The organism is Nitrospinota bacterium, from assembly GCA_029881495.1.
GTDB lineage: Bacteria > Nitrospinota_A > UBA7883 > JACRGQ01 > JACRGQ01 > JAOUMJ01.
On sequence record JAOUMJ010000024.1, the window covers coordinates 1 to 26,329 of the forward strand.

At 50.0% G+C, this 26,329-nt stretch carries 21 protein-coding genes; 5 read left to right on the top strand and 16 right to left on the bottom strand.

Annotation, left to right across the window (positions count from 1 at the left end; genetic code table 11):
- From OEY64_10155 to OEY64_10170, 4 genes are all read right to left on the bottom strand, one after another.
- Nucleotides 1-1,779: S8 family serine peptidase (locus OEY64_10155; GenBank protein MDH5543311.1), on the bottom strand; the 1,779-nt coding region annotated here is incomplete at its 3' end.
- A 143-nt stretch (nt 1,780-1,922) separates the two neighbouring features.
- A complete protein-coding gene (locus tag OEY64_10160; GenBank protein ID MDH5543312.1) occupies nt 1,923-4,292 on the bottom strand; it encodes a sucrose synthase in 2,370 nt (789 codons plus the stop codon).
- A 22-nt stretch (nt 4,293-4,314) separates the two neighbouring features.
- Nucleotides 4,315-6,480, bottom strand: a complete 2,166-nt coding sequence (locus tag OEY64_10165) for a glycosyltransferase (protein ID MDH5543313.1) — start codon at nt 6,478-6,480, stop codon at nt 4,315-4,317.
- Nucleotides 6,473-7,393, bottom strand: a complete 921-nt coding sequence (locus OEY64_10170; GenBank protein MDH5543314.1) for a PfkB family carbohydrate kinase — start codon at nt 7,391-7,393, stop codon at nt 6,473-6,475. The genes OEY64_10165 and OEY64_10170 overlap by 8 nt, the downstream gene beginning before the upstream one ends.
- 280 nt (nt 7,394-7,673) lie before the next feature.
- Here OEY64_10170 and OEY64_10175 point away from each other — a divergent pair, with 280 nt between their 5' ends.
- From OEY64_10175 to OEY64_10185, 3 genes are all read left to right on the top strand, one after another.
- A complete protein-coding gene (locus OEY64_10175) occupies nt 7,674-9,527 on the top strand; it encodes a cation:proton antiporter (GenBank protein MDH5543315.1) in 1,854 nt (617 codons plus the stop codon).
- 84 nt (nt 9,528-9,611) lie between these two features.
- Nucleotides 9,612-10,883, top strand: a complete 1,272-nt coding sequence (locus OEY64_10180; protein MDH5543316.1) for a U32 family peptidase — start codon at nt 9,612-9,614, stop codon at nt 10,881-10,883.
- Between the two features lie 42 nt (nt 10,884-10,925).
- A complete protein-coding gene (locus tag OEY64_10185) occupies nt 10,926-11,240 on the top strand; it encodes a hypothetical protein (protein ID MDH5543317.1) in 315 nt (104 codons plus the stop codon).
- Nucleotides 11,241-11,259: 19 nt separating this feature from the next.
- Here OEY64_10185 and nspC read toward each other — a convergent pair whose 3' ends face one another.
- Entirely contained in the window at nt 11,260-12,411 is a 1,152-nt protein-coding gene (gene nspC, locus OEY64_10190) for a carboxynorspermidine decarboxylase (protein ID MDH5543318.1), read from the bottom strand.
- Nucleotides 12,390-13,583 (bottom strand): saccharopine dehydrogenase family protein, encoded by a 1,194-nt coding sequence (locus OEY64_10195; protein ID MDH5543319.1) that lies wholly within the window; start codon nt 13,581-13,583, stop codon nt 12,390-12,392. Before OEY64_10195 ends, nspC begins: the two co-directional genes overlap by 22 nt.
- Nucleotides 13,584-13,805: 222 nt before the next feature.
- Between OEY64_10195 and uvrC the strand changes: the two genes are divergently transcribed.
- Nucleotides 13,806-15,614, top strand: a complete 1,809-nt coding sequence (uvrC, locus tag OEY64_10200; GenBank protein MDH5543320.1) for an excinuclease ABC subunit UvrC — start codon at nt 13,806-13,808, stop codon at nt 15,612-15,614.
- Between the two features lie 133 nt (nt 15,615-15,747).
- Nucleotides 15,748-17,142 (top strand): aldehyde dehydrogenase family protein, encoded by a 1,395-nt coding sequence (locus OEY64_10205; GenBank protein ID MDH5543321.1) that lies wholly within the window; start codon nt 15,748-15,750, stop codon nt 17,140-17,142.
- Between the two features lie 47 nt (nt 17,143-17,189).
- On the opposite strand, the gene OEY64_10210 is transcribed toward OEY64_10205, so the two are convergent.
- The 10 genes from OEY64_10210 to OEY64_10255 form a co-directional block, all read right to left on the bottom strand.
- Entirely contained in the window at nt 17,190-17,822 is a 633-nt protein-coding gene (locus OEY64_10210) for a cytochrome c (GenBank protein ID MDH5543322.1), read from the bottom strand.
- Nucleotides 17,823-17,847: 25 nt separating this feature from the next.
- Complete coding sequence (locus OEY64_10215) at nt 17,848-18,318, bottom strand: cytochrome c (GenBank protein MDH5543323.1); 471 nt, start codon at nt 18,316-18,318, stop codon at nt 17,848-17,850.
- Nucleotides 18,315-18,830 carry a DUF3341 domain-containing protein gene (locus OEY64_10220; GenBank protein MDH5543324.1) on the bottom strand — a complete coding sequence of 172 codons (516 nt, stop codon included), beginning with the start codon at nt 18,828-18,830 and terminating at the stop codon, nt 18,315-18,317. Before OEY64_10220 ends, OEY64_10215 begins: the two co-directional genes overlap by 4 nt.
- Complete coding sequence (nrfD, locus tag OEY64_10225; GenBank protein MDH5543325.1) at nt 18,830-20,287, bottom strand: polysulfide reductase NrfD; 1,458 nt, start codon at nt 20,285-20,287, stop codon at nt 18,830-18,832. Before nrfD ends, OEY64_10220 begins: the two co-directional genes overlap by 1 nt.
- On the bottom strand, nt 20,287-21,006 hold the full coding sequence (locus OEY64_10230; protein ID MDH5543326.1) for a 4Fe-4S dicluster domain-containing protein: 720 nt from the start codon (nt 21,004-21,006) through the stop codon (nt 20,287-20,289). Before OEY64_10230 ends, nrfD begins: the two co-directional genes overlap by 1 nt.
- Before the next feature lie 21 nt (nt 21,007-21,027).
- Nucleotides 21,028-23,274: a molybdopterin-dependent oxidoreductase gene (locus OEY64_10235; GenBank protein MDH5543327.1), complete on the bottom strand. Its 2,247-nt coding sequence runs from the start codon at nt 23,272-23,274 to the stop codon at nt 21,028-21,030.
- Nucleotides 23,275-23,294: 20 nt separating this feature from the next.
- On the bottom strand, nt 23,295-23,858 hold the full coding sequence (locus OEY64_10240) for a cytochrome c family protein (protein ID MDH5543328.1): 564 nt from the start codon (nt 23,856-23,858) through the stop codon (nt 23,295-23,297).
- Between the two features lie 476 nt (nt 23,859-24,334).
- Nucleotides 24,335-24,466 (bottom strand): hypothetical protein, encoded by a 132-nt coding sequence (locus OEY64_10245; protein MDH5543329.1) that lies wholly within the window; start codon nt 24,464-24,466, stop codon nt 24,335-24,337.
- Between the two features lie 66 nt (nt 24,467-24,532).
- Complete coding sequence (locus OEY64_10250; GenBank protein MDH5543330.1) at nt 24,533-25,066, bottom strand: LPP20 family lipoprotein; 534 nt, start codon at nt 25,064-25,066, stop codon at nt 24,533-24,535.
- Between the two features lie 26 nt (nt 25,067-25,092).
- A complete protein-coding gene (locus OEY64_10255) occupies nt 25,093-26,307 on the bottom strand; it encodes a hypothetical protein (GenBank protein MDH5543331.1) in 1,215 nt (404 codons plus the stop codon).
- Between the last annotated feature and the right edge of the window lie 22 nt (nt 26,308-26,329).

Here is a 26,329-nt window from a genome sequence, read left to right on the forward strand (position 1 = left end):
ATTGTTCGACATCATCAATAAAGCGACACCGGACACGAAAGGTGCCGCCATGGATGTACCCTCAAGGAATCCGTATTCATCTCCCGCGTAGGTTGTGGAGTGACAGCTCACCTGCACATCGTCGATGAGCACCCCTCTATCCTGGCCTGTCGCATCGGTTATCAGGTGGAATCGGATTGCAATGGTCGGTTTGTTCTCAAAGGCGCTAAGGTCGTGTACCATCACGACTGCTTCTGGCATAAGCCCTGTAAAGATCCCAGCCCCCTCAGCTTCCGTGAAGGGGCGCCAATTCAGGCCGCCGTCGCTTGAAATTTCCGTCTGCATGAAATCCTTATTCGGTTCAAGGCTCCCGGCAAATATATAGGAAAGCTGACATCCAATCTCCCCCTCAAGACTGAATGTTTTGGATCTAACCCATGAATCGGTACTGTTCTCGTACAATCCGGTTTCTTCCGAATAAGGCTCTGGATTCGGACTGTCGGTAAGCGCGCTCGGAGGGCTGTAATACAGGTAGCTGGTGAGACCCCACAGATCTTTCACTCCGCCGTGGGTCCAATCTGCCAGCGTGGAAAAATCATCGGCAAAGACCGTCTTTCTCGCGGGGAAGGTAGAATAAATGTATTGTCCGGGAGCGGCAATATCTACCGACTTCGCGCCGTAATTGGAAAAAACGGTCAAGTTGTCGTTGTAGTCGGAAGCGGCTACTGAAACTATATTATCGAGATCATAGCTTGCGGGATATATCGGGTAGATGTCATTGTTGTCCCCTATCCCGTCGAGGTCGCCGTTCCCGCACGCGACAACGATGAGTATGCCGGCACCCTGCGCCCTTTCGAGGGCGTCTAAAAACGCCTGGCTCATATCCGGCCCGCCGAGACTCAGGTTGATTATCTTAGCGCCGTGATCAATGGCGTAATTGACCGCCGCCACGAGGCTGGACGTCAAACCTGAACCGATCGTATCGAGCACCCTGATAGGCATTATCTTCACGTTCCAGCTTACTCCGGCTACACCTTTACCATTATTGGTTGTCGCTCCGAGCGTACCGGCTATATGTGTGCCATGCTCGTTGAAGTCCGATGGATCGTTGTCGGTATCTATGAAGTCCCACCCCCTCACGTCATCGATATATCCGTTCCTGTCGCTGTCCTCTCCATTCTCCGTTTCGCCCGGATTCTGCCAGATGTTTTCGATAAGTTCCGGATGGTTCCATGAGACGCCGGAATCGAGAATCGCAACGATTATTTCTCCGGAACCTGTTGAAATATCCCACGCCTCCGTCGCGTCTATGTCGGCGTCGGCGGTCCCCTTGCCGTCTATCATCGTATTGGTATGCGGGTCGTAGACCTGCGTAATCACCTGCCCTGCGTTATGCAATCCCCACTGGATCCCGAAATCGGTATCGCTTGGAGTTACGGCAAGCGATCTGTAAATATAATTCGGCTCTGCATACGCCACGCCCGGCAGTTTCTTGTACGATTCAACCGCCTCCTCAACGGACACACCCGGTTTCAGCATTATTCTGTTCAGGCCGAAATTATCTATCTTCTTCATCTCTCTCGCCCCTTCGGGGAGGGAGGAGGGTTTGTAATATCCTTTGAAAGATGGATCCATCTTCATCAGCACTTCCCCCTGGGCATATCTTGGGAGAGCGGGGCGCGGTTTTGTCCTGACTTTTGGATCAGGCTGTCCGGAAGCGTGCGCTTCCCCTTGATTGTCGGGCCGAAACAGGACTAATGACGCAATAATAACGACATATGCAATTTTTTTTAACTTCAAAATCCTGCTTCCTCTTGGCTGTACCCAGTTATTTATATTGAATTATTTTCCGGAATTCGAGCATATAGCATGTCTATTTATTGTACCTCAACGCCCCACAATTTCGTAATTCCGCAAAAATCCGGAATTTCTGGAGTTTCTACTCAATTTTCCATCTTTTCAACGAGTTTCCGGTATTGCAAACCGTAACACATCTCCAGGTATCGGCTGGTCTCTCCCCTCTCAAGATTTGTTACATATTTCCAGAATCCGTATATGCGTGAAAGTGTCATTATCCTTTCAGCGTAGAGATCCCACGTGTAATGCCTGTTGACCCTGTCGATCCCGCCGTCGGATATCCTTTTCCAATACTCCTTATCCCTCGCGCACTCCTCGAAAAAGGAGGCGAGCGTCTCAGCCGCATCTTCCGGGTGATTCGGATCGATATGGAACCCGGAAACATTATCCTCGATGATCTCCATCGGGCCGCCGTAGCAAGTGGCGAATGTCGGCAATCCCGAAGCCATCGCCTCAATGATCGTTAACCCAAATGCTTCGAAGAGCGCGGGCTGTACAAAAACCCCCTTGTTATCCGCGATATGTCTGTACAGCTCTCCCGCAACCGCCTTTTTCAGCTGTACCCCGCACCACCGCATCTCTCCGTCCAGATTGTGCCTGTTCATAAGGTCGTGCATTCTCCCTATCTGATCCTTTTCGTCGGCATCGCTCGACCTGTCGGGATTGACATATCCAGAAATGATAAGAAGGTTTGCGTGCTTCCTCAGCCGAGGGGAGTTTGCGTACATCTCTACCAGCCCGGTCATATTCTTTATCCGATCCATTCTCGCCATAGAAAATATTATCGGCTTCTCTTTTTGCTGAAACACCCCTCTTATCTCCTCTGTCGGCTTATCGCCGAAAACCAGCTCTTCAAGCTCCCCTGACATGGCGGAAAGCCTTCTCCCGGTTTCGTAAAATGGAAAATATATTTCGGCGTCGGCCCCGGGGGAGACAATATTGAATTTCGGGTCGTACCCGTTAATGCCGTTTACCACCCTGTAAAGCCCCGGCATGGTGAACGACTGATAGCTTTCATACTGCCCTACGTTTTCCGCGTTGCCGGCTATCTCCTGAAATGTGCTGGTGATAATGAAGTCGGCGGAATTCATCGCTATAAGGTCGGCTGTAAACTGGCACGAGAAATGAAATCTTTCGTCATTGTCCTTCCAGTAAAGATCCGAATAGAGGTATTTCGTCTTTTCAAGGGCGTGGGCTATGTTGCACTGCGTCACCTGGAACCGCTTTGACAGCAAATAGCCGACAAGGTTCCCGTCGCTGTAATTTCCTATTATGAGATCGGGCTTTGCAAGGAACTCGGCTACCAATCCTTTCTCCGCCTCTTCTGCAAATCGTTCGAGGTAGGGCCATATCTCGAACCTTGATATCCAGTGGCGTATCACCTCACCGTTCCGGTTCCTGAAAGGAATCCTGATTATTCTGGCGTTTTTCGTTCCGACAATCGACTCCGTCGGCTGATCGCAGGTCGTACCGTTCGATTCCGGGATAAGCCTTGTCACAACGACTATTTCGGGATCAACCTCAAACCCCTGTTCATCAAGCCTCTTTATCATCTCCTTCTCCAGCGCGCGCACCTGGTCGAGGATATACACGACCTGTCCCCCTGTGTCCGGCAGACCGAGAACGTTCCCCTGAGAAAAATAGCCGTGAGGGGAGAGTATGGCGATGCGGAAGATCATCGGAATTCTTCCGAGAAATTCGCCAAGCGTCTTGGGATCCGGCGCTTCGAGAATATCAGTAAGGAGCGACATGGTATCCCGCATGCGCGTAACAGTCTTACCCCATCCCGGTTCGAATCCATAACCCTTCATCGCCTGTTCAACATCGTCCCATTTCATATCAGGAGGCTGGCCTTTAAGGTAGTTTTCTGCCGCGCGGATCGCCTGACGCATTTTCACTACGTCGGTGATCTTCTCGTTGATCATCAACTGCATCCCCTTGTACTGATGCACCCGCAGGAAATCTACAAGCTCCATGCCCCCTTTCTCGATCTTCTGGAAAAGCTGGCTGGACAGGACCCTGTTCATGAACTCCACGCCGCGCCCGATTGATTTCTGTTCATGCATGCGCGGGAGATCCCTGTTGAACGGACCGAAATCAATTTCAGTTACCCAGTCGCTCGCGCTCCCGTGGCCGTTGACGAGCGATTCCTTGAACATGAAATAGTCCGACACGGAAACCTCCTCAACATGGACGGATTCCTCGTGTATGCGGAGATATTGCCACTTTGCCACTCTCGACCTGAGAGCGAAATATATCCATGGGGAACTAAGCGCTGCCTCCTGAATCTGAGAAATGATAATCGGCATCCTGGTGCCGGCAAGAGCGCTGTTCTCTTCTTCCGCAATAAATGATTTAAAGAGATCCGAGATCTCCGATTTAAGGAGAAATTTTTTCCCAAGTGACATATAGCCCTTCAGAAGCGCGTAAATGCTCTTCCTGTGCCTTTCCAGCATTTCATTCAATTCATTTTCAATTTCAGCCACTCTTGATATCCTCCATTGATGGGCCAGGCTTCTCCCCGAAGAAATTATAATAATCTATCGCTTCGATTATCCCTTCGGCATTTTCACCTCTGGCAAAATATATATTCGGCTCGCCCCGGAGCTTTTCCAGTTCCGGACTGTGATTCCCCACAACAACGCCGAGCGTATTGCCCGACAGCATATCCTCATCGTTGCCGGAATCACCCGCGACCAGAATACTCTCAACTGAGAGACCCCATTTTACCGCAAGGTAACGGATGGCAAGCCCCTTGGATGCGCGAAGCGGAAGCACGTCAAGATACATGCCATGGGAAAATACCAGTTTCGCGTGAGCGTTGTTCTTTCTCAGCATCATGTATAGATCGGAGATAGGGGGAGCCTTTGCCGGATCCATGAAATAGCTTATCTTGTAGTGCCCCTGCCCCTTCGGCCCTTGCGGTTTTATACCCGGCAGATTTTTCATCTTCTCCCTTATCACTTCAGGGTTCCACCTGTAGGCGATATTGCGCTCGTAACCGGAATCCTTCACAAGCCTCCGCCCATAGTAGATCTCACTGCCTACCGAAGTTATCAGCAGGTTGGGGACCGGAATGTTCCACTCCTTAAGGACGCTCATTGTCAGCTTGAGGCTTCGTCCTGTAGCAACTCCGAAAATAACCTTGCGTTCCTCCTCATTCAGCATTTTCAAAAGGCGATCCAGCGATGGTTTGTCCCCTACAAGTGTGTTGTCTATATCGCAGACAAGTATCCTGTCTGCGGTGATAAGCCGCCTGCTGTTTGTCGTTTCGATCCTCACCTTTCTCTCGTTGGCGTTTATGGCCCTCTGAACATGGCGGAGGTATTTCTCCACATGCCCATCCCAGGAGTAATGTTTTTTCACGTTTACCAGGCCGGCCTTTACCCATCTCCCTCTTCTCTTTTTATCGGAGAGCGAAGCCATCATCGCCTTCCCTATATCGGAGGTATCGAACGGATCAATCAGCATTCCGTTTTTACATGTTGCGACTATTTCCTTTGCGCCGCCGTTCTTTGTGGCGATAACCGGCAAACCGGAGGAGGCCGCTTCCAGAAGCGTCAACCCGAACGGCTCCGTGATGGCCGGATTGATAAAGATACCGTTCGTTCTGGCGGCAAGCCTGTATATTTTCTGCACATCATCAGGCTCATGGTTTTTGGGAATGCCTACGCACCCCCAGAGGTCGTAGTAATCGATCAGGAGAAGGAGGTCGTTGAATATTACCCTCTGCGATTTTTCCATCAGCCTTATATCCTCACGCGTCCCAAGTACCAGCAAAAGGTTCGCCCTATCCCTCAAACCTTTAGTCTCTCCAAACGCTGTCACAAGGCCGAGAATATTTTTCTTTGCGTCCGGGCGGGACAAGGCAAGGATCATCGGCTTCTTCGGGTCGCTGAAAAACTTGAATATGTTTCGCTCAAGGGTTTTATCGTTATCCTTTACCTGCGATACCGTTTTATATTTTGATACGTCAACCCCCGGAGGGATAACGAGCATCCTCTTGCGTGCATAATTGGCGTAGACCCTGTATTGCTCCTCCACCTCCTGTCTGGTGCTGGTGACAACGAACGAAGCGTTTTCGATCGAGATCTCCTCCGCTTCTATCCTTCTTTTGATATTAAAATTCTTTTCAATAGACTCAGCTTTCATCCCCTGCTCAAGCAGTCTCTGCTCCTTCACCTTCCCAAGCGAGTGACCGGTAAACGCCATCGGTACACCGAGAAGTCCCGACACGTAAGAACAGACGTATCCCGCATCCGCGTAATGCCCATGAATGAAATCTGGCATACGTCGGTTATTGCGGAGATATTCGATGATACTGTCGGCAAAATTGCTCATGTATGGCCAGAGAACCTCTTTCCGGAGATACCTGTTCGGCCCGCATGGAAGCCGTACGATATTAAATCCCGGAGATATCTTTTCATAACCGACGGCGTAATCCGGGCTCACCCTGCTATCTATTATCTTCCTGGTCACAAGATCGACGGTATCTACGTCAGGATGTCTCGCAAGTGCCTGAGCCAGCTCCACCACATATTTTATCTGTCCCCCTGTGTCCGAATCCCTCCCCAGTTCCATATGCGAACCATGCACCAGGCCGTGCATGCTCACAAGAACGATATAATACTTTTCCTTACGCATCCTGTTTACCCCAATCGGCTAGAAACCTGTCATAAAGCGAACGGTCCTTGCTCGTAGCCCCCCTTATTCCGCATATCTCGGACGCGAAGGCTATCGCTCTCTCCATGGATCTCTCAATAGTCCATCTGTTCGAAATCCCCAGAATGATGACAGAGCTGAACGCGTCACCAGCACCGACGGTGTCTTCAACCTTTTCAACCTTATTTGCTTTGTGGAAAACAAGACCGCTACTGGAAGACGATACCGCCCCCTCTTCCCCCATGGTTACTATCAGGTTTTCAATCCCTGATTTTTCCCTGAATTTTTCAGCAACCTCCAGCAAGGTTCCCCTCGACGTCAAACTAGATCCCGAAAGCGTTTCAAGCTCCTCGTTGTTCAGCTTCACCCATGTGGCGCCGACTATTGTCTTGCACACCTCTTCCGTATCAAACCACGGCTCGCGAAGATTCACATCTATGAACCTTGGGATCTCACGCGATGAATAAAGCATTTGAAGCGAAGATCTTGAAACGGGCGAACGGGTAATGAGGCTTCCATGGTATAGAAGTGAGAATTTCCGCTTGCCAAACCTCTCCTCCAGAAAACCGGGATCGATAAAATCGTAAGCCTGTTCGGGAAGTATATCGAAGGTATGACCGTCGCCTGACATCTCCACCTTTACCTCGCCGGTTGGGTATTCCGAATCCCTGAACAGGCCGGTAACCTCAAGACCCCAACTCTCCATCTGGGTAATTATCTGATCACCCTCCCTGTCGCGCCCGACAGAACTTACAAAAAGAGGATCCAAGCCGAATCCCTTGAGGTTCCATGCCACGTTGAACGGCGCGCCGCCAAGAACGCTCTTTCCATCGGAAAACTTGTCAAAAAGAACTTCACCGAAAATAAGGGGACGTCTGGAGTCTGAAAAAAACAACGGTTTGACCTCCACATTTACATTTCTCCCTATAAACTAACAATTTATCCACCCTTTGCCAACCAAGCAGGAATCAAACTCCCGATTTGCGCTTAAAAAGGAAAATCTTTTACCTTATGAAGAATTCTTATATCCGTGTAAAATGTTGCGTGGAGTCAATTCAAGCAGGAGCAGGCATTAAGCTAAATAACATTAAACCTTGCCGAGCAGATATTTATAAAACGCAAAATTCCATTTTCAGAGGCAGGCGGATGAAAGAAACTAATCAGCGAGGGACCAGTTGCACAACACGGTAGCCATATTAGCCTCAATCAGCACGGCAGCAATTGTTTGCCAGTGGATCGCGTGGCGCGTGAGACTCCCGGCAATACTCTTTCTCCTTTTAACAGGGATCATTGCCGGACCGATAGCCGGGCTTTTTGATCCCCAGGAAGTTTTTGGACATATCCTCCTCCCTTTCGTATCTCTTTCCGTGGCAGTAATCCTGTTTGAAGGGAGCCTGTCACTGAAGTTCGAGGAGATAGCAGGCCTTCAAAAAGTCGTCAGAAACCTCGTTACCACCGGAGTTCTCACGACCTGGTTCATTACTGCCATCGGGGTCTATTACATCCTCGACTTTTCCGTGGAGATAGCCCTGCTGTTCGGAGCCATTACGGTTGTCACCGGCCCGACGGTAATTACGCCGATGCTTAGAACCATTCGTCCCAAGGAGAACCTTGCGAATATCCTCAGATGGGAAGGGATCGTGATAGATCCGATAGGCGCTCTTCTTGTGGTTCTTGTATACGAATTCATCATTTCAAGCACCGGCGCACAGGCTGTCACTCATACCATCCTCACTTTCGGGAAGATCATTATCATCGGCCTTGTGCTCGGTCTCGCCGCCGGGCAAGGGCTTGGCATGGCGATTAGGGATCACTGGCTGCCTGAGTTCCTTCATAACGTAGGTGTGCTTTCTATAGTGTTCGCGATGTACGCGCTTTCTGACGTACTTCAGCCCGAATCCGGCCTTATGACGGTGACAATAATGGGGATACGCCTTGCCAACATGAAGAAGGTCCCTCTGGAAGGGATCGCTGATTTCAAGGAAAGCCTCAGCGTTTTCCTGATATCGATGCTGTTCATAATCCTCGCTGCCGATCTTGAGTTCGAAAAACTCCGCCTCCTGGGACCTGGCGCTTTTCTTGTGTTCCTCCTTATCCAGTTCATTGCGCGGCCCGTAAAAATAGCCGTTGCGACTTTCGGTTCCGGACTGACCTGGCGGGAAAAGGCTCTGCTGGGATGGATAGCCCCGCGCGGAATCGTGGCGGCTGCCGTTTCGGCGCTTTTCGCGATACGTCTTCAGGAAGCCGGTTACGCCGAGGCTGAATCGATAGTCCCCCTTACATTCGCGGTCATAATCGGTACCGTTGCCCTGCAAAGCTCCACTGCCGGATATCTCGCAAAACTTCTTGGTGTAGCCGAGCCGATACCGAAAGGGTATCTGATAATAGGGGCCAATCCTGTAGCGCGAATGGTGGCAAAAATAATTACAAAGAACGATTACCGGGCGCTCCTTGCAGATACAAACTGGGAGAATATCAAGGAAGCGCGCATGGAGGGATTTCAGACATATTTCGGAAACCCGATATCAGATCACGCCGAACGTTATCTGAACCTTGTTGGAATAGGAAAGATGCTTGCACTCTCGCCAAATCCGGACCTGAACATAATCGCCTCAATACATTTCAGGCATGAGTTCGGGCGTAAAAAAGTTTTCAGCCTCCTGGTCACCCCTGAAAAGGATTCGACGGATAAGCATTTGGTCTCTTCAGATCTGAGAGGATACGTTATTTTCGGTAGCAACGTTACATATGCCAAACTGGCGAGCCTTATAGCGAAGGACGCCGAAGTAAAAAGCACCAAACTGACTGAATCTTTCACATACGGTGATTACATCGAACAGTATGGCGCAAGGGCTATAACGCTTTTCGCGCTCACCCCCAAAGGAAAACTCGAGATATTTGTCGAGGGATACAAAATGAAACCTGCTGATGGGTGGACAATAATAAGCCTTATCGAACCGGAGCCGGAGTCAGCCCAGAATATCTCGAAGCCCCAAAAAAATACATCTCCGAAACCGCTCCCAGGTTGACCATCTTCCCCCGGACCAGCATCAGATGATTTTTAACAAATCTCATTTTGCGTAATATCCGCAATTTCGGATTAAAATGGCACAATGAAAAATAACGGCAATATGAAAAGAAAAGCTGAACTTGTTTCTCCGGCGGGGAGCCTGGAAAAACTGGAGCTGGCCTACCGCATGGGGGCCGATGCCTGCTATATCGGAAGCACCGCCTTCTCCATGCGCACCCGGCAAAACCATGTCGGCAAACGCCACATAGCGGAAGCAAAGGAGATAGCAAGATCGTACGGAAAAAAACTGTATGTCTGCATAAACACCTTCCCGCACAACGGAATGCTCAAGGGACTCGGAAAACATATCGAGTTCCTAAACGATCTCCAGCCAGACGCGATAGTCTTTGCCGACCCCTCCGTCCTTGAGATCATAAGGGATATCGGATGCGAGATCCCGCTACACCTTTCGGTGCAGACCTCCACCGCCAACTATCTTTCCGTAAAGTTCTGGCAAAGACTTGGCATCAAGCGGGTCATTCTCGCTCGCGAACTTTCATTGAAGGAGATCATTGAAATAAAGAACGAGGTTCCCGGCATGGAATTCGAAGCATTCGTGCACGGCTCGGTATGCATGGCCTATTCTGGGCGGTGTTTCCTGTCATCGGTTTTTTCCGGACGCGACGCGAACAACGGCATGTGCGCCCATAACTGCCGGGACAGTTTCGATGTCATCTCCGCCACGGTGAAAAATGCCGATTACGGCGAACAGGAGATGGTCATAGAGGAAGATATACATGGAAGCCACATCATTTCATCACGCGACATGTGCCTGCTTCCACACCTCGACAAACTGATGCAGGCCGGAATAGACGCCTTCAAGATCGAGGGGAGAAACAAATCCGAATATTATGTCGCAGTCGCAACGCGCACCTACCGCCGGGCGATAGACAACGCTTCTGAAGGGAAACCATACGAACCTGAACTTATGGAGGAGATATCCAAGACTTCGAACCGCGGATTTTTCTCCGGTTTCTATTTCCCTGAGCTGGAGGAACCGGGAGAGGTGGGGAATTCGCCAGAGATAAGGAGCGACTCCATCGGATATTTCGCCGCGGCTATCAGGAGTGTAAGCGAAAACAGCATCGCGGTCGACGTAAAAGGGAAGATAGTAATAGGGGACGAGCTGAGGCTCCTTACAGAAAAGTACGGGGATGAGAAGATTGTCTGCGTAAATGAAATTACGAACCACAGAGGGGAACCTGCAAAAGAGGTCTCCAGCGGTGTAACAGCAACGCTTCTGCTCGATATCCTTCCTGAAAAGTCATGGGAGGGGCTTCTTCTTCAGAAAACCGGTGTACCTGTCCGAAAATAAAAAAACCCTGTTCACCTTTTAAGATTCTTCCGATATGGAAGCATGGGAAAATATGTAGCCTATAACATCGTCATCCACCCCGAAAACGGGGAGGGGAGCGAAATCATACCTGATGTAAAAGCTGAACTGCACCGGATCGGTATCGACAGGGATCAGGCAGGCGATAACGGGGTTCAAAACGTTTCCTGCTTCAACATGAACGGAAAACTGGTGCTCGCCCTCCAGTTTGGCAGAAGCGAGATAGTGACAATGTACGCCTATTCAGCGGTGCAACAGCTAAGCGAAATTCCCAGAACAGGGGATATAAATCTATTCAGAAGAGCCATAAAGAACAATCTTACAAGCTTTAAAAAATGATGATTCCGGACAATCGCGGCTACGAAAGCCTGTTGCGGTAATCCTCGTACCCGAATTTTCTTATGATCCTGAAACCTTCCTTCTCGGACCATATCCCGATAGACGGCAATTGCACTCCGTTGAACGTAGTGTTTTTAACCATCGTGTAGTGAAGCATATCCCCGAAAACAAGCTTGTCCCCGATCTTTAACGGCTCGGGAAATGAATAGTCCCCTATTACGTCCCCCGCCAGACAAGTCATCCCTCCGAGCCTGTAAAGATGCTCAAACACTTCCGGCTCGCCCGCGCCCGAGATCCTAGGCCTGTACGGCATTTCAAGAACGTCCGGCATATGCGCGGAAGCGGATGTATCGAGTATCGCTATCTTCATCCCGTTGTTCACGATATCAAGCACGGTAGCCACAAGGACCCCCGCGTTCAAGGCTATCGCTTCACCCGGCTCAAGAATGACCTCCACCCCCCAACGCTCGCGGAATCGCTTCACTATCCTGATAAGCCTTTCGATGTCATAGTCATCGCGCGTGATGTGATGGCCTCCGCCGAAATTCACCCAATTCATCTTTCCAATGAGATGACTGAACTTTTTTTCGACAGCATCCACAACTCGCTCCAGCGCATCGGAATTGTTCTCGCACAGTACATGAAAATGAAGCCCGCTAATCCCTTCCAGTTCCGACTCCTCGAAATTGGCAAGGGTTACTCCAAGCCTTGAATATGGGGAACATGGATTATATAAACCGGTTGTAACTTCTGAATGCTCGGGATTGATCCGAATTCCACACCTGATATCCTTCCCCTTTAACCTCTCCCTGAACTTTTTCCACTGCCCGAAAGAATTAAAGGTTATATGGGACGAATAGCCGGATATCTCTTCGAATTCGTCTTCCCTGTATGCAGGAGCGTACAGGTGCACCTTTTTTCCGAACTCCTCGAAACCAAGCCTCGCTTCGTTGAGCGAGCTGGCGGCGGTTCCAAGTAGCGCCCCCTTGAGCATCGGGAAGACCGAAAACATGGAAAACCCTTTCAGCGCAAGAATGATCGTAGCGCCGGACTCTTCCCTTACCCTGCGTATAGTTTCAAGATTGCCCCTCAGCTTCTCCTCTTCGCATACATAGCAGGGGGTTTCGCTGATGTCGTCAGGATTTATATTCAAATGAATTTCTCTGTCCATGGGAGCCCATACTTGTTAAGGTCGTTCATGAACGGCGTCGGGTCGAGCTGTTCCACGTTGTATACACCTTTCTCGAACCAAGTATTCTCCATCACCAGCTTTGCGCCTATCATCGCCGGAACGCCTGTCGTATACGCGATCGCCTGAGAGCCGACCTCGCGATAACAATCCTCGTGATCCTTTACGCAATAGACAAACAGAGTCTTCTCCTTATCGTCCTTCTTCCCCTTTATGAGACAGCCGATACAAACCTTCCCCTTGGTGCTGATACCGAGCGATGAAGGTTCCGGGAGAAGCGCTTTGAGAAATTTCAGCGGAACGATCTTGTTCCCCTCAAACTCCACCGGCTCGATTTTGGTCATCCCGATATTTTCAAGCACTCGGAGATATGTCAGATACTTTTCCGAGAATGTCATCCAGAAACGCAAAGTCTTTATCTCAGGAAGATTCCTGGTCAGCGATTCCAGCTCCTCATGATACATAAGGTACATTTCCTTCACGCCGACAGCCGGGAAATCAAAAGGCTTATGAACGGACAATGCCGGGATGCTTTTCCAGATGCCGTCCTCGTAGTATCGTCCGTCCGCTGTTACTTCCCGGATATTGATCTCGGGATTAAAATTAGTCGCGAAGTGCTGGCCGTGATCTCCGCCGTTCGCGTCGACAATATCCACCTCGTCAATTTCGTCGAAATAATTCTTTTTCGCGTGCGCGATATAGATGTTGGTTACGCCTGGATCGAAACCGCTTCCAAGAAGCGCCATTTTACCTTTTATCTTGAAGCGGTCGTGCATTTCCCACTGCCTTCTATAGCTGAAGTTCGGGTCCTCGGGGCTTTCATAATTGGCGGTGTCCACATAATTCACACCTGTTTCGATACATGCTTCCATTATGGAAAGGTCCTGGTATGGGAGAGCCATGTTTATAACCATCTCCGGCTGGAATTTGCGGATAAGCTGAGACACCAATCGAGGATTGTCGGCGTCCACCTGCGCGGCCTCCAGTGGAGGATAATTCGAAATAGACTGTGCTATAGTTTTTTTCAGCTTTTCCGCTTTTGAAATAGTCCTGTTTGCAAGGATGACCTTGCTGAATGTCTTAGGCAACATGCAGCACTTTTGTGCCGTAACCGAGCCTGCCGCGCCGGTACCGATGATTAAAACGGTTCCCATAATACCTCCGCCAATAATAATGTCGAAAAAGCCCTGTTCATTAAAGGGTATTCTATTCGGCTTGCCTTTTAGCTCCAAATCCTATTTTCAGAAATCATATTTTTTTATCTCCATATCCCCCCTCTTACAAAGCTATGCCCCCCATTCTGATCTCCATTTCAAACCGGACCATTTGGCCCAAAACGGATACTGCGGCAGGACAAAATCGAATATCATTTAGCAATGAGCGAAATGAAAACACCCGACCTGTCGGGAATACCGTCAAAACCGGGTTGTTATTTGATTAAAGACAGGGAGGGGAAGATCCTCTATATCGGGAAGGCGATAAACCTGCGGAGCAGGGTATTATCCTATTTCCGCGAATCAGCGAACCACGCTCCGCGTCTCGCCCTTATGGTCTCCCTGGCGGAGAAGGTAGATTTCACCGTCACCAAGAACGAGGTGGAGGCGCTTATTCTCGAAAACATCCTCATCAAGAAGGAGAAACCGCGCTTCAACATCCTCCTGCGGGACGACAAAACCTACCCCTACCTGAAGGTGACCACGAACGAGAAGTATCCACGGATTTTCATCGTAAGGAGAGTGGTAAAGGACGGCGCCGAATATTTTGGACCATACATATCGGCAAAGTCGGTAAGGGCTGTACTGCGCCTTATCCATAAGATATTCCCTGTCCGTCAGAGCAGAGACAGCCTTGACAATGCCGCGTTGCGCCGCCCCTGCCTCAATTACCAGATGAAAAGATGCCTCGCTCCCTGCGCCGGGAAGGTGACTCCCGAGGAGTATAAACAGATGATCGCTTCCGTTATCGCTCTTATTAAGGGGAGAGACAGGGATGTTGTAGAAACGCTTAAACGCGAAATGGTAGAGATGTCGAACAGGGAGGAGTTTGAGAAGGCGGCTCTTTTGCGTGACCAGCTTCAGGCCATAGAACGGTTACAGGAGAAACAGAAAATAGACGCCGCCTCGGAATCGATCGATGAAGATTATATCGCCACCGCCGTAGGAGAAGGGGGGGGAGTGGTCAGAATAATGATGGTGCGTGGGGGGAAGCTGAAAGGGGACCAGAATTTCACCTTCAGAAAGGTAGACGACGCCGCAGAATTGACAGGGGCGTTCATGGAACAGTTTTATAGCGCCTCCTTTTCCGTTCCCGGCTCGATATTCGTGAACGTGGAGCCTGCCGACTCCGAGGTGATAGCCAGATGGCTTTCCGGCATGAAGAAGGGGAAGGTAGAAATCGTTCAGCCACAGAGAGGGCGGAAAAAAGAACTGCTGAAAATGGCTGTAGAAAACGCAAAGCTCAAACTCGCCACCTTTTCCTCAAGCGAAGAATCGTTGAAGGAGACTCTTGGCGAAATACAGCGGCTGACCGGCATGGTGGGTTGGCCAGCCATAATGGAGTGCGTGGATATTTCAAACACCAGCGGGATCTCCGCCGTAGGCTCCCTTGTTACCTTCTTCAATGGAGAACCAGACAAGAAAGCCTACAAGCGATACAGTATCTCAACTCCCGGCCCCGATGACTACGCGATGATGGCTGAAGTAGTTGAACGCCGTTTCCGCAGGCTCAAGGATGAAGGGGGAAAGTTCCCTGATATCCTTGTGATCGACGGCGGACCGGGTCAATTGAACATCGCCTCCGAGACCGCAAAAAAATACAATCCCGACCAGATAGTCATAGGAATTGCGAAGGGAAAGGAGAGGGAAAACGAGGAGACCGACAAATTCTACCTCGCCGGGAGAAGCGAGCCTCTGCCGATCCCCCCTACAAGTCCAGCCCGTTTCATGCTTCAAAGATTGCGGGATGAATCGCACAGGTTCGCCGTGAACTACCACAGGAAAAAACGCTCGGCGGAGGCCTTCAAAAGCGGCGTTGACGAGGTAAAAGGTTTCGGCCCGAAGCGGAAAAAACTGCTGATAAAGGAATTCGGATCGCTGAAAGCCGCGCGGGGAGCAAGCGTAAACGAGATCGCGCGGGCGCTTTCGGTAAGCGAAAAACTCGCCGCGGAAATTCTGGAAAACCTCTGAGTGCCGGTTCTGTCCGCCTCTGCGCCAAACAACCTGTTTTTCCACCATCGATTGATTAATGTTAAAATGCCGCTGAGACTCCGGCATTTGGCATTGAAAATACCGGCAAGAACCATATTTGAGGAGATATGCAATGGCTGAAAAACTGAAAGTCTACTCCCCTTTTGACAGGCGCCTGATAAACGAGTACGACATCGACACCGCGGAGCGAATCGAACAGGCGTTAAAGACTGCGGACGCTCTTGCGAAAGATATCGATGGAAGAATTCCGATACCGAAACGGATAGAGATACTTGAAAAAACCGCCACTCTCGTTGAAGAACGTATTGAACGATTCGCCAGGGAGGCCGCGCAGGAGGGGGGTAAACCGCTCATAGATTCCCGCGTAGAGTTGAACCGCGCCGTGCAGGGGATAAGGGAGGCGGCCCGCTCCATCAATCAGCTTGTTGGCCGGGAAATTCCGATGAAGATGAATGCCGCGTCCCTTAACCGGATGGCTTTCACGGTTCGCGAACCGATCGGGGTTGTTGTGGCAATCAGCGCCTTTAACCACCCGTTTAATCTGATAGTCCACCAGGTGGTTCCGGCGATAGCAGTCGGTTGCCCGGTTATCGTCAAGCCAGCCTCCACCACCCCCGCCTCCTGTTTCAATCTCGCAAACACTCTTTACGAGGCGGGGCTCCCAAAAGAGTGGTGCCAGGTGATCCTCTGCGGACGGGAACTTGCGGAAAAACTTGTTACAGACCAGCGTGTGGCATTCCTTACTTTCATAGGTTCCGGCGATGTCGGCTGGTCTCTACGCTCCCGGCTTGCTCCCGGCACCCGTTGCGCGCTGGAGCATGGGGGGGTTGCGCCTGTAATTATCGAACATGACGCAGACATAAAAGAGGCAATACCTCTACTTGCGAAAGGGGGCTTTTACCACGCCGGGCAGGTCTGCGTCTCAGTGCAGAGAGTGTACGTGCATGAAAAGCTCGTTAATGAATTTGCCAACGGCCTTGTAGCGATTGCCAAAAAACTGGTTGTAGGTGATCCGACCGACGGCAAGACCGAAGTTGGCCCCCTCATCACCGAGGCTGAGGTAGCAAGGGTGGACGAGTGGGTGAAGGAGGCCGTAAAGGGGGGAGGCAAAATACTAGCTGGCGGGAAGAAGATAGGGAACACATGCTACGAACCTACCGTAATTCTGAATCCTCCCGACAACGTCCGCGTCTCGACGCACGAGGTATTTGGGCCGGTCATCATAATTTATCCATTCAGCGACAGGCTTGACGCGGTCAAGCGTGCGAACTCCATTCCCTATTCGTTCCAGGCCGCTGTTTTTACGAAAAATCTTGATATCGCTTTTGACTGTGTGAAAAGACTTGATGCCGCGACAGTGATGGTGAATGACCATACCGCTTTCCGCGTCGACTGGATGCCGTTTGGCGGCCGCAAGGCGTCTGGTCTTGGCGTTGGGGGGATACTTCCATCTATGGAAGAGATGACGGAAGAAAAGTTGATAGTGTTCCGTTCAGTATCTCTTTAAAGGGTAAACGTTAACGTGAAAAGGAGCTTCGCGGCGGCTCTTTAAAGCTACCTGCCGAGGCTCCTTACATATGCGCCGACATCGATAATCTCGCCGTCGTTGAGAGTGCCGTCCCATGGGGGCATGAAGTCCCCTTTGCCGTCATGGATTACCTGGATCAGCTGTTCATCGGAAATCTTTTTCATGCTCTTGTCGGTGAAATCAACCATCTTTATGCCGATCAGTTCTGCAAGAATCCCTTTACCGGTGCCGTGCTGATCATGGCAGGAAACACAAGCGCTCTTGAATATCTCCCTCCCCTTTCTTTCATCACCTCTCAACTGGAGGTTGGATCTTTTAAATCTCTTTATGAAAGCGGCAAGATGGCGCAGGTTTGATTCGGGTATAGCGTCTTTCCATAAAGGCATGGCCGAACCATCTTTCCTTCCGTAGAATCCGATAACCTTCACGAGCTCTTCGATGCTTTTTACCTGATATTTGTTTTCGGTCAGGTTCACAGGAGATATTTTCCGTTTAATCGCCAGAGGGCCGTTCCCCTTGCCATCAGTACCGTGGCAAACAAGACAATAGGAGCGGTAAAGATGCATACCGATGTTCGCGTCGGTTTTGCTGTCCCCTTCGGCGAAGGAAGCCGCTACCGAACCAAACAGGAATACAGCCAAAAACACCATGCTTCTCATAATCAACTCCTTTACCTGTTCCAGCCTACTGCTGTAATTTCCTTAAATAAGCGGTTACATGCCATGCCTCTTCGTCGGAAAGCTCGTTTCTGTATCTCGGCATGATGGATTCGCTTGCGAGTATTTTTACGAAGAGTTCGCCATCTGTCAATGATGCTGTCCCTTCTTCCGTCAGATCAAACGGCATTGTTTCCATTTTCTGAGCAACGGGGGTATCTGCCTTGCCGGTAGGGCCGTGACAAGTTTCGCAATATATCGCATACAGAGGCTTCCCCTTTTCAGCCGCTTTCGCGTCAAGCGCGAATGGAGCTTCAATGGTAACCCCGTCAACGCCGAGGTAGCTTATCCGTCTCCCCTTGGCAGGTATTGACCTGACAGGTGCAAACTTTTTTGGGCCTTCCTGAGGTTTTATCGATACCTGATCCCACAGGTTTCTATCATAGTTTTCACATCCGGCAATAAAAACGAGCGCGAAGATAAGAGCAAGGTTTCTCAAAAGTCCCCCTTCCCTTTTATTATCTTTACAGCCCCGGTGGATTTCATGATCCCCTCTATCTTTGACGCCTCCGCGTCATCTTTGCACCTTACGAGAACGCCTATCTTCCCGTCGGATATCTCGGGGTCATACGCCTTCTCGGTCCAGTCCGGCATACCGCCGTACCAGAGCATGCCGATTACGCTGCCGAGTACTATTCCAAGCAGTGTGGTTTCATAACAGATGACGCCGACAACGGGGAAAGAGACCGGGTCCTTCCCGCCGACGTTAAGGTTCATTAGCCACTGTGTGAATCCGGCAAGGAAAAGCCCGGCGCCAAGACCGCCGAATCCCATAATCCCTGCCCACTTCCAGAGGGGTCTCTCCTCTTCATGGAAAAGGGCGCCGTTCGGATAAACAGTATTCGTAAGCAGAGAGATATCCTCGTGCTTTATGGCTGCTTCATCAAGAGGTTTCATCACCTTCGCAGTTATTTCGATATCTTCAAATAGAGCTAAAACTGTAGGATTCATCAATGTTCCCCCGGATCGCCGTAGGCGCGTATGTTTGTATTACCAATCGCAATATCACCGGTAATGATCTTGCCTTCCTTGACATCCGCAATCGTAACTATCGGCATCAGTTTAATAAATATCGCGTATAGCATCAGGAAGTAGGCGGCCGCGCCAACCGCAATTGAAGTCTCGATAAATGACGGCCAGTAGTCTGTCCATGTGTAAGGATTGTCGCGGTGAGTCAATACAGGCACGACTATCAGGTATCGCTCAAGGTACATAGCCGTGTTTACCCAAATCGTTATGAATAGGAGCATGCCGGGACTTTTCCGCACCCAGTCCCATGAGAGAAGGCCGATAGTAGCTACCGAACAGCCAAGCATTACGATCAGCTGCAGGGAGAATCGTTCCGTCTGCCACTCCCATACGTTCATCTCCACCGGATTGTTCCCGTACCATGTGACAAGATAGTCGGTGAAGTAGAAGTATGTCCAGATTATGGACATCAACAAAAGCATCTTTGAAAGGTTGGTCAAGTGGACCAGCTTTATAACATCGTCCAGCTTGAATACCCACCTGAGAAGTATCATCAGCGTAATAACGCCGGCAACACCCGAATAGATGGCGCCAACAACAAAGTATGGCCCGAATATCGTCGTATGCCAGACAGGCGTGATACTCATTGCGAAGTCCCACGATACGATCGTGTGAACCGAAGGGGCTATCATAAGAACGAATATGGCCAGGTATATCGAAGCTTTCTCGTATATCATCCACTGCCTGTGGGTTCCTCTCCAGCCAAGGGCGAGGATCTTGAGATACAGGCTTCTCCAGTTACCTTTCGGGCAGAGATCGCGCGCGACCGCAATGTCGGGCAAAAGGCCGACAAAAAGGAAGAGCGACGAAGCTGTCAGGTAAACCGTGATGGCGGTCATGTCCCACGCAAGAGGGCTTCTCAGATTCGGCCAGAGTTCCCTCTGGTTCGGCAGCGGAAACATGTAGTATACGCGCCATAATCTACCGACGTGAATAAGCGGGAACATGCCGGCGACGAGGAGTGAAAAGGTTGTCATCGCCTCGGCGCCCCTCAGTATCGGCCTTCTCCAGTTTGCGGATACCAGCCTTAGAATACTTGAAACCATCGTGCCCGAGTGGCTGACGCCGACCCAGAAAACGAATGTAGCGATGTACATACCCCAGAATACGGGGTGTTTCAGATTTGTAACCCCCATGCCGTTCCATATCTGGTAGCCCCAGCACGCTACTGCCCACGCTACAAGCGATGAAAGCGCAAGAGTATATACGAACCAGGCTTTGGTTGTTCTGAACATTGGGCGCAGCGATTTTTCATTCAGTATCTCATCCGACATATGCAGGTCAACGTCGCTGCCCGCATTGATACCATGCGCCTTACCTTCATTTTGAAGGGTCTGGAATTTGGTCGTTAATATGTGTTTTTCAGAATGGGAACCCATCAGGCCCCTCCTTTTAGATAATAAACGGATGGATGTGTGCCATGCTCTTCCAGCAGCCTGTGGCGCCTTTTAGTTTCTATAAGTTTTGCTACCTCGCTTTCGGGATCGTGCATGTTCCCGAACGTGATGGCATTTGTCGGGCAGGTCTGTCCGCAAGCCGGCATGATATCGCCGTCTTGTACCTTTCTACCTTCATCCTTCGCCCTGTCCTTACCGCGCCTTATGCGCTGCATGCAGAAGCTGCATTTTTCCATAACACCGGCGTCCCTTACAGAGACATCGGGATTTAACTGTTCGTTGAGCGGGCTTTCGAAACCGTAATCAAACCAGTTGAACTTCCTGACCGAATAAGGGCAGTTGTTTCCGCAAAATCTGGTCCCGATACACCTGTTGTATATCATCGCGTTTAGCCCTTCGGGATTGTGATATGTCGCAAATACCGGACACACAGGCTCGCATGGAGCGTTTTCACACTGCTGACACATCATCGGCAGAAATACGGTGCGTATGTTCGGCCACTCACCTTCAAAATATCGCTCAATCCTGAGCCATGACATAACGCGCTTTTGAAGGGCAAGCTCCTCACCGACAACTGCAACGTTGTTCTCGGCTTGGCAACTTACGGTGCAAGCGCCGCAACCGTTACAGCGGTCGAGGTCGATGACCAGCGCCCACTTGTAATCGTTATCGTGCTTGGTGTTAAAAGACCAGCTAACCACTTACAACTCCCCTCTCATAAATTACAGTTGGAAGATCTCTGTTCCTTCGTATTCCCCTTTGGGATTCGCCTCTCGAATAATATCCTTTTTGGTCCCTGTTTTTGTGACTTTCACCCGGATGGCGCGCCATGCAGGCAGTCCGCCGTTCCCGTTCGGGAAATCACCCAGCAGATCCATGGCATTTGCCCCTCTTGCTGTAGCATTCTTGCCGAACGAGACATGCCCATAACCGAAAGGAACTGCCACTGTTTCAGGCCCGATTCCCGGATAAACAAGCGCCGGAGCTTCAACGGATCCGAAAGGGGATTCCACTTTCAGCATGTCACCGTTGGCGACCCCCATACCCTTGGCGGTTTTGGGATTGATCTCTACCCATGAACCCCAGCTGACTGTTGTCATCGGCTCGGGCATCTCCTGCAACCAGCTGAGGTTGCTTACGTTTCCATCTCCCATGTTCACTGTGCTGTACGGATGCAGGTAGAAGGTGAAATCGTTCCCGCCGGCAAACGCAGGATCGCCAACCTTTAACTGATCAGACGTAACCCACGCGCTACCTTCGGAGATGGCCTTTTCGGCTTTGTGATGGATATCAGCCCACCAGCCGCCCTTTTGAAGAAGTGCTTCCCAAGCCTGCTTCTCATTAAGACCGGCAGGTATTCCGTTCCATTTAGAACGGAACTGGATCAACATGTTCTTTACCATGACTTCCTGATTTGCAATACCGACTCCAAGGCCAGCCATTGATGCCGCTTTTAAAAGCGCATCGCCAGCCTGCATGGTACCGGGTGCGGCGTTAACCACCGGCTGAATAGTATTGAATACCGGAACTCCGTGCGGGAAATCGACGACCTGCGCGGACCACGATTCAAGGAAATGAAGGTCCGGCAATACCACATCCGCGTAAAGCGATGTATCGTCAAGGAAATTGGTCACCTGCGCCACAAACTTCACCTTCGTAAGTGCATCAGCCGCCTTCAGCGCCTTCGGGGTCGCGTATACCGGGTTTGAATGGAGAATCAACCCAAACCTTTGGCTCCCAGTCGCTGCTTTTCCAATAACCCCCTTGAGTGCGGAGTATTTTTTCGCTTTTTCAGGCACGCCGATGAATTCGTTCATCGCGCGATAAAGCTCCTTGTTCTCCTTTGGCAGAACCGGTACGGAAGACAAGCCCTTCTCGGCGGCAAGCTCGCGGAGTATGGAATTGAGGAACTCAACCGCTTTTAGCGACTCAAGGCCATTGGTATGCAGGGCGACATCGTCACCCGGAACAACAACAGCCGGTAAATGCTCAACAAGCTCCATTGCAAGGTGTTTTACCTTGTCAGCCGGTACAGTGGTCCTGATGCTGGTCTCTTCAGGGGTATACCCTCCAATGGCATGGCGCCACTCTTCGACCTTGGTGGCCGGGAGATTCTTTAAAAGATGTTCCTCCTCTGCAATATGCAGAATTTCATTCGCTATTCCGAGCGCAAACTGCCCCAAAGTCCCCTGTTTTACAGCGAAAAAATGATCCGCAGAGGCGGCTGTCATAGAAAGCCTGGGGCCCGCATAGAAAAGCTGTCCCCTCTTTGTCTTGTTCCCCCTGCGCATCTGGCCGAAAGCCCAGCCATAATGCACCGGCGAAGCGCCCCCTTCAAAGATATCCGCTCCAAGCAGAAGAACTGCCGATGCGTTGGCGATATCATAATAAGGAACCTTCGGTGTTCCAGTAGACGAAGTCGCTTCGATGAACTTCTCCCTCGAATCAAAACCCGAAACCGCGAAATTGTCCGAACCCATGTTTTTCAGGATTCTGGCGGTAATGGCGGCCGTCATATCGGAACCGTCGCCAGCTATAATGAAGGAGCTATCCTCCTTGGCGTTTTTCATATTTTCAGAGATCATGGAAATGGCTTCTTCCCATGTAATCGGCACCAGGTTGCCCGTCCCCTTGGCCCCTTCGCGGCGCATCGGGGTCATCAGCCTCTCTGGATGGTAAAGCTGTTGAACAGCGGCTTGCCCTCGGGCGCAGACGCCCCCCTTGTTTATTGGATGATCAGGATTTCCCTCAACCTTCTTGGCGCGCCCCTCAACTACGCGAACCATGATCCCGCAACCAGAATCACACATCCTGCAAGCGGTGTTATAGAACCACCCTTCAACAGGATTAATTCCTTCATCGGGCGGAATTGCAAACGGAATAACTTTTTGCGCAATCTGCCCGCACGAGCCGACCAGACCGGTTGCGGCTACCGTACCGCCGATTTTTAGAAATTTGCGCCTGTCCATATTCTTCCCTTCACCTCAAATTAGGTATGGCATGTCCAACAATCTGTCGGAGCCTGCTCCTGCTGGTGGCAGTCCAAGCAGAAACCCATCTTAAATTCGTTAACTTTTCCAACGACTTCCATGGTTTCAATAGGCCCATGGCATTTCTGACATTCAAACTCTTTTTTGATATGCCGCTTATGATTGAAAAACACATGGTCGGGCAATTTGAAGACCCGCTCCCACTCGATCGGAGTTTTCGCTTCAATATTTTTCTTCAGGAATGTGATCGCGTCCGACTCAACCGCAAGATTTGCATGACAGTTGTTACAGGTTGAGATCGAGGGTACCCCAGCCATTTCCGAGCGCCTGGCATAGGTGTGGCAATACTGGCAGTTTATCTTCAGGTCGCCTGCATGCTGTTTATGTGAAAAAGGTATCGGCTGTTTGGGAGTATATGTGGACAATCCCATGATCGGTCCCTGATAAAAGTAGGTTACCTTGTATGTCAAGACACCGCCCACGATCAGAATGAGTAATGCCAAGTTGCGACCGATAGCCGACTTGGGCATCAAGGTGCCTATGTCTTTTAAGCTACTCCTCATACTTCCCCTTACTGTACAAGTTATAGAACCGGTTAAAAATTCAGCTGCATCCCCCTGTGTTCAGCCTAGCTAAATCTTTAGTGTGCGTAAGACTACCCAAAAAATAATTTTGACACAAGCCTTTTTTTTATTATTTTTTCTCACAGGTAAATCAGCGTTTACCTGACTTGGACTCGCCGGAACTGGAAGATGTCTGATGCTCAAACAATAACAGATTTATGAACTGCCGTTTTTTTGAAATATTTAAGAGAAAAAAACATTTTGCCTAGCAGACTTTCCACCTGCATTGAGCATGTCAACCATTCCAAAAATACAACATGGCAGAACCAGGGAAATGCTAACGATATGTTACATTAAAGTAAAAATCATCAGAACATGGATATCCTTGAAGAGGGAAATTTGAAAAAATACATCACGTTTTGATGCCCCGGCCCCGCAAGGTCATTCCGTTCAACAGGGGCCGGGCATTAAACGCTCTATTGAATTTTCTCCATCGTCTCAGATGCCCTCGACTTTATTCTCTCCTTATCTATCTCCTTTTTCGGAGGGGGCGAAGCACATGCCAGAACGAAACTTGCCAATAGAAGAACTACTGCAAAGCGATACATTTTAATGCCTCCAAAGATCGTTTTTCAGCCCCGGGGCGAACCTCCGGGACTGAAATAGCGACCAGGTTATTTATCCATTTTTTCAAAAAATCTATTCGCGTTTTCCTTTACATATTCCTTTAGTTTCGGATCTATGCTTCTGTCCTCATTGATGATTTTCTCCATATTGCTCATGCTGAACTTGGCAAGCGAATAGTGGATTCCCGCTTCCTTGTCATGGCAACGGTCGATAATCTTCACCCCAACCAGAGATTTCTCCACCACGGTCTTGATGCCCTGAGTAACAGACTGTTCACTTGCCTCTCCGCCCGCGGCCGATACCGAGTTCATATAATCTTCAACCATGGATTTGGAGCTTACGTTGAGCTGCTGGGCTATTTCATTTATCGCCCTGGAATCGGATGTTTTCCGAAGCAACGAAATATTGCTGATATTATCCGCCGAACCGACTCCATAGAAAAGATCCGTGCTTTCAGGGAATGCCGCATCCCCTTTTGTTGTCCATTCAGGACAGACCGCTTCTTTCGGCGGCGGGGCAGACGCGCATCCGGTATAGAGAAGCAGCAACGGAAGAACAAGTAACGCCTTTGAAAATTTCATTTTTTTACCTCCTGTTTATAAGTATTTTAGCCTTTTTTTCCTATTTCCGTCTTTATCCGCATTTCAAAAAGGTCATCCAGTGAATCAGCTTCGGAAGTCAGCACCCCCAGCTCCGTTCTTATTATCATTGCGTTATCGAACAGCGTCACTGAGTTGCTTACTATCCGCTGTACCCTGACATCCGCAAATGGCGACCGAACAAGCTGGCTCAACTCGTTTGGCATGTTCATTATTGATGTAGGTATTTTGATAATTGCCACCGCCACCAGGGTAGTAGCCTCTATGTTTATTTCCTTTATCGCCTCAACAACATGCTGAATGTTCTCAGCCAAGGCTGTCTGCTCCTCATCCAGAGCCGTCACCTGCTTTCTTATCTTTGCCAGCTCCGTCGCCCAGATACCGAGCTGTTCCTTATATCTCTTGTTTATCTCTGCTAGATCAACGCTATGTATCTTTATCTCATCCTTCTTCTTGTCGATCTCCCCGGATATGGCGCTCTTTTCATCCCTGGAGGCTTTCTTTTCCTTATTTTTCAGTTCCCGGATATCGTTCGTCGCCTCGTCGATATTCCTGATCTGTAGCTTTTTCTCATCCAGGATATTGTCGAGTTCCCTCAATATCTCCCCCAGAGCCTCCCTGTTGTCCGCAAGGGAGAGTACCGCCTCCCTCACATTGGCGTAAACTTCAGGCGCTCTGCCGTTGAAGGTGCCGAGAAACAGTTCCTTTTTAGGCCTGAAAGCCGGCGAGTATTTAAGGAAGTAGTGGAACGACCTGTAAAAGGCTTCATTATATTTGTCCCCCAGAACCGCCTTCCCGTACGCCTTTACGCTCTCCGGGTTCGGATCTGTCTCAAGATATTTGCGCTCGTAGTACATATTCGGAAACTCCTCAAAAAGGAGTCCCTGTTGATATAAAACCCTGATCTTTATTGGTGACGGGTTAAATCCCGATCCATAGGCATATATCCCTTCAAGCATGACGCTCCCCATCAATTTCCCTACCTCCCTGGATGGAACCTGGGAAGCTACCTGACTGGGCCATTCAGAAGCGGCGGAGATCGGGATACCGTGCAACATCAGATCGCCAAGCTCCAGCGCTCGGGCGCTTGTGTTCACCCTTTCAAGAGCCATCTCCATGCTTGGAGGCTCATTGTAGGCGTTCAGACCCTCAATAACCGTTGAACAGGAGGAGAGTATAAGGGCCAGCGGAACAAATATCAGATATCTTGATCGGTTGGACATGCCTATTCTTCGCCTATATATT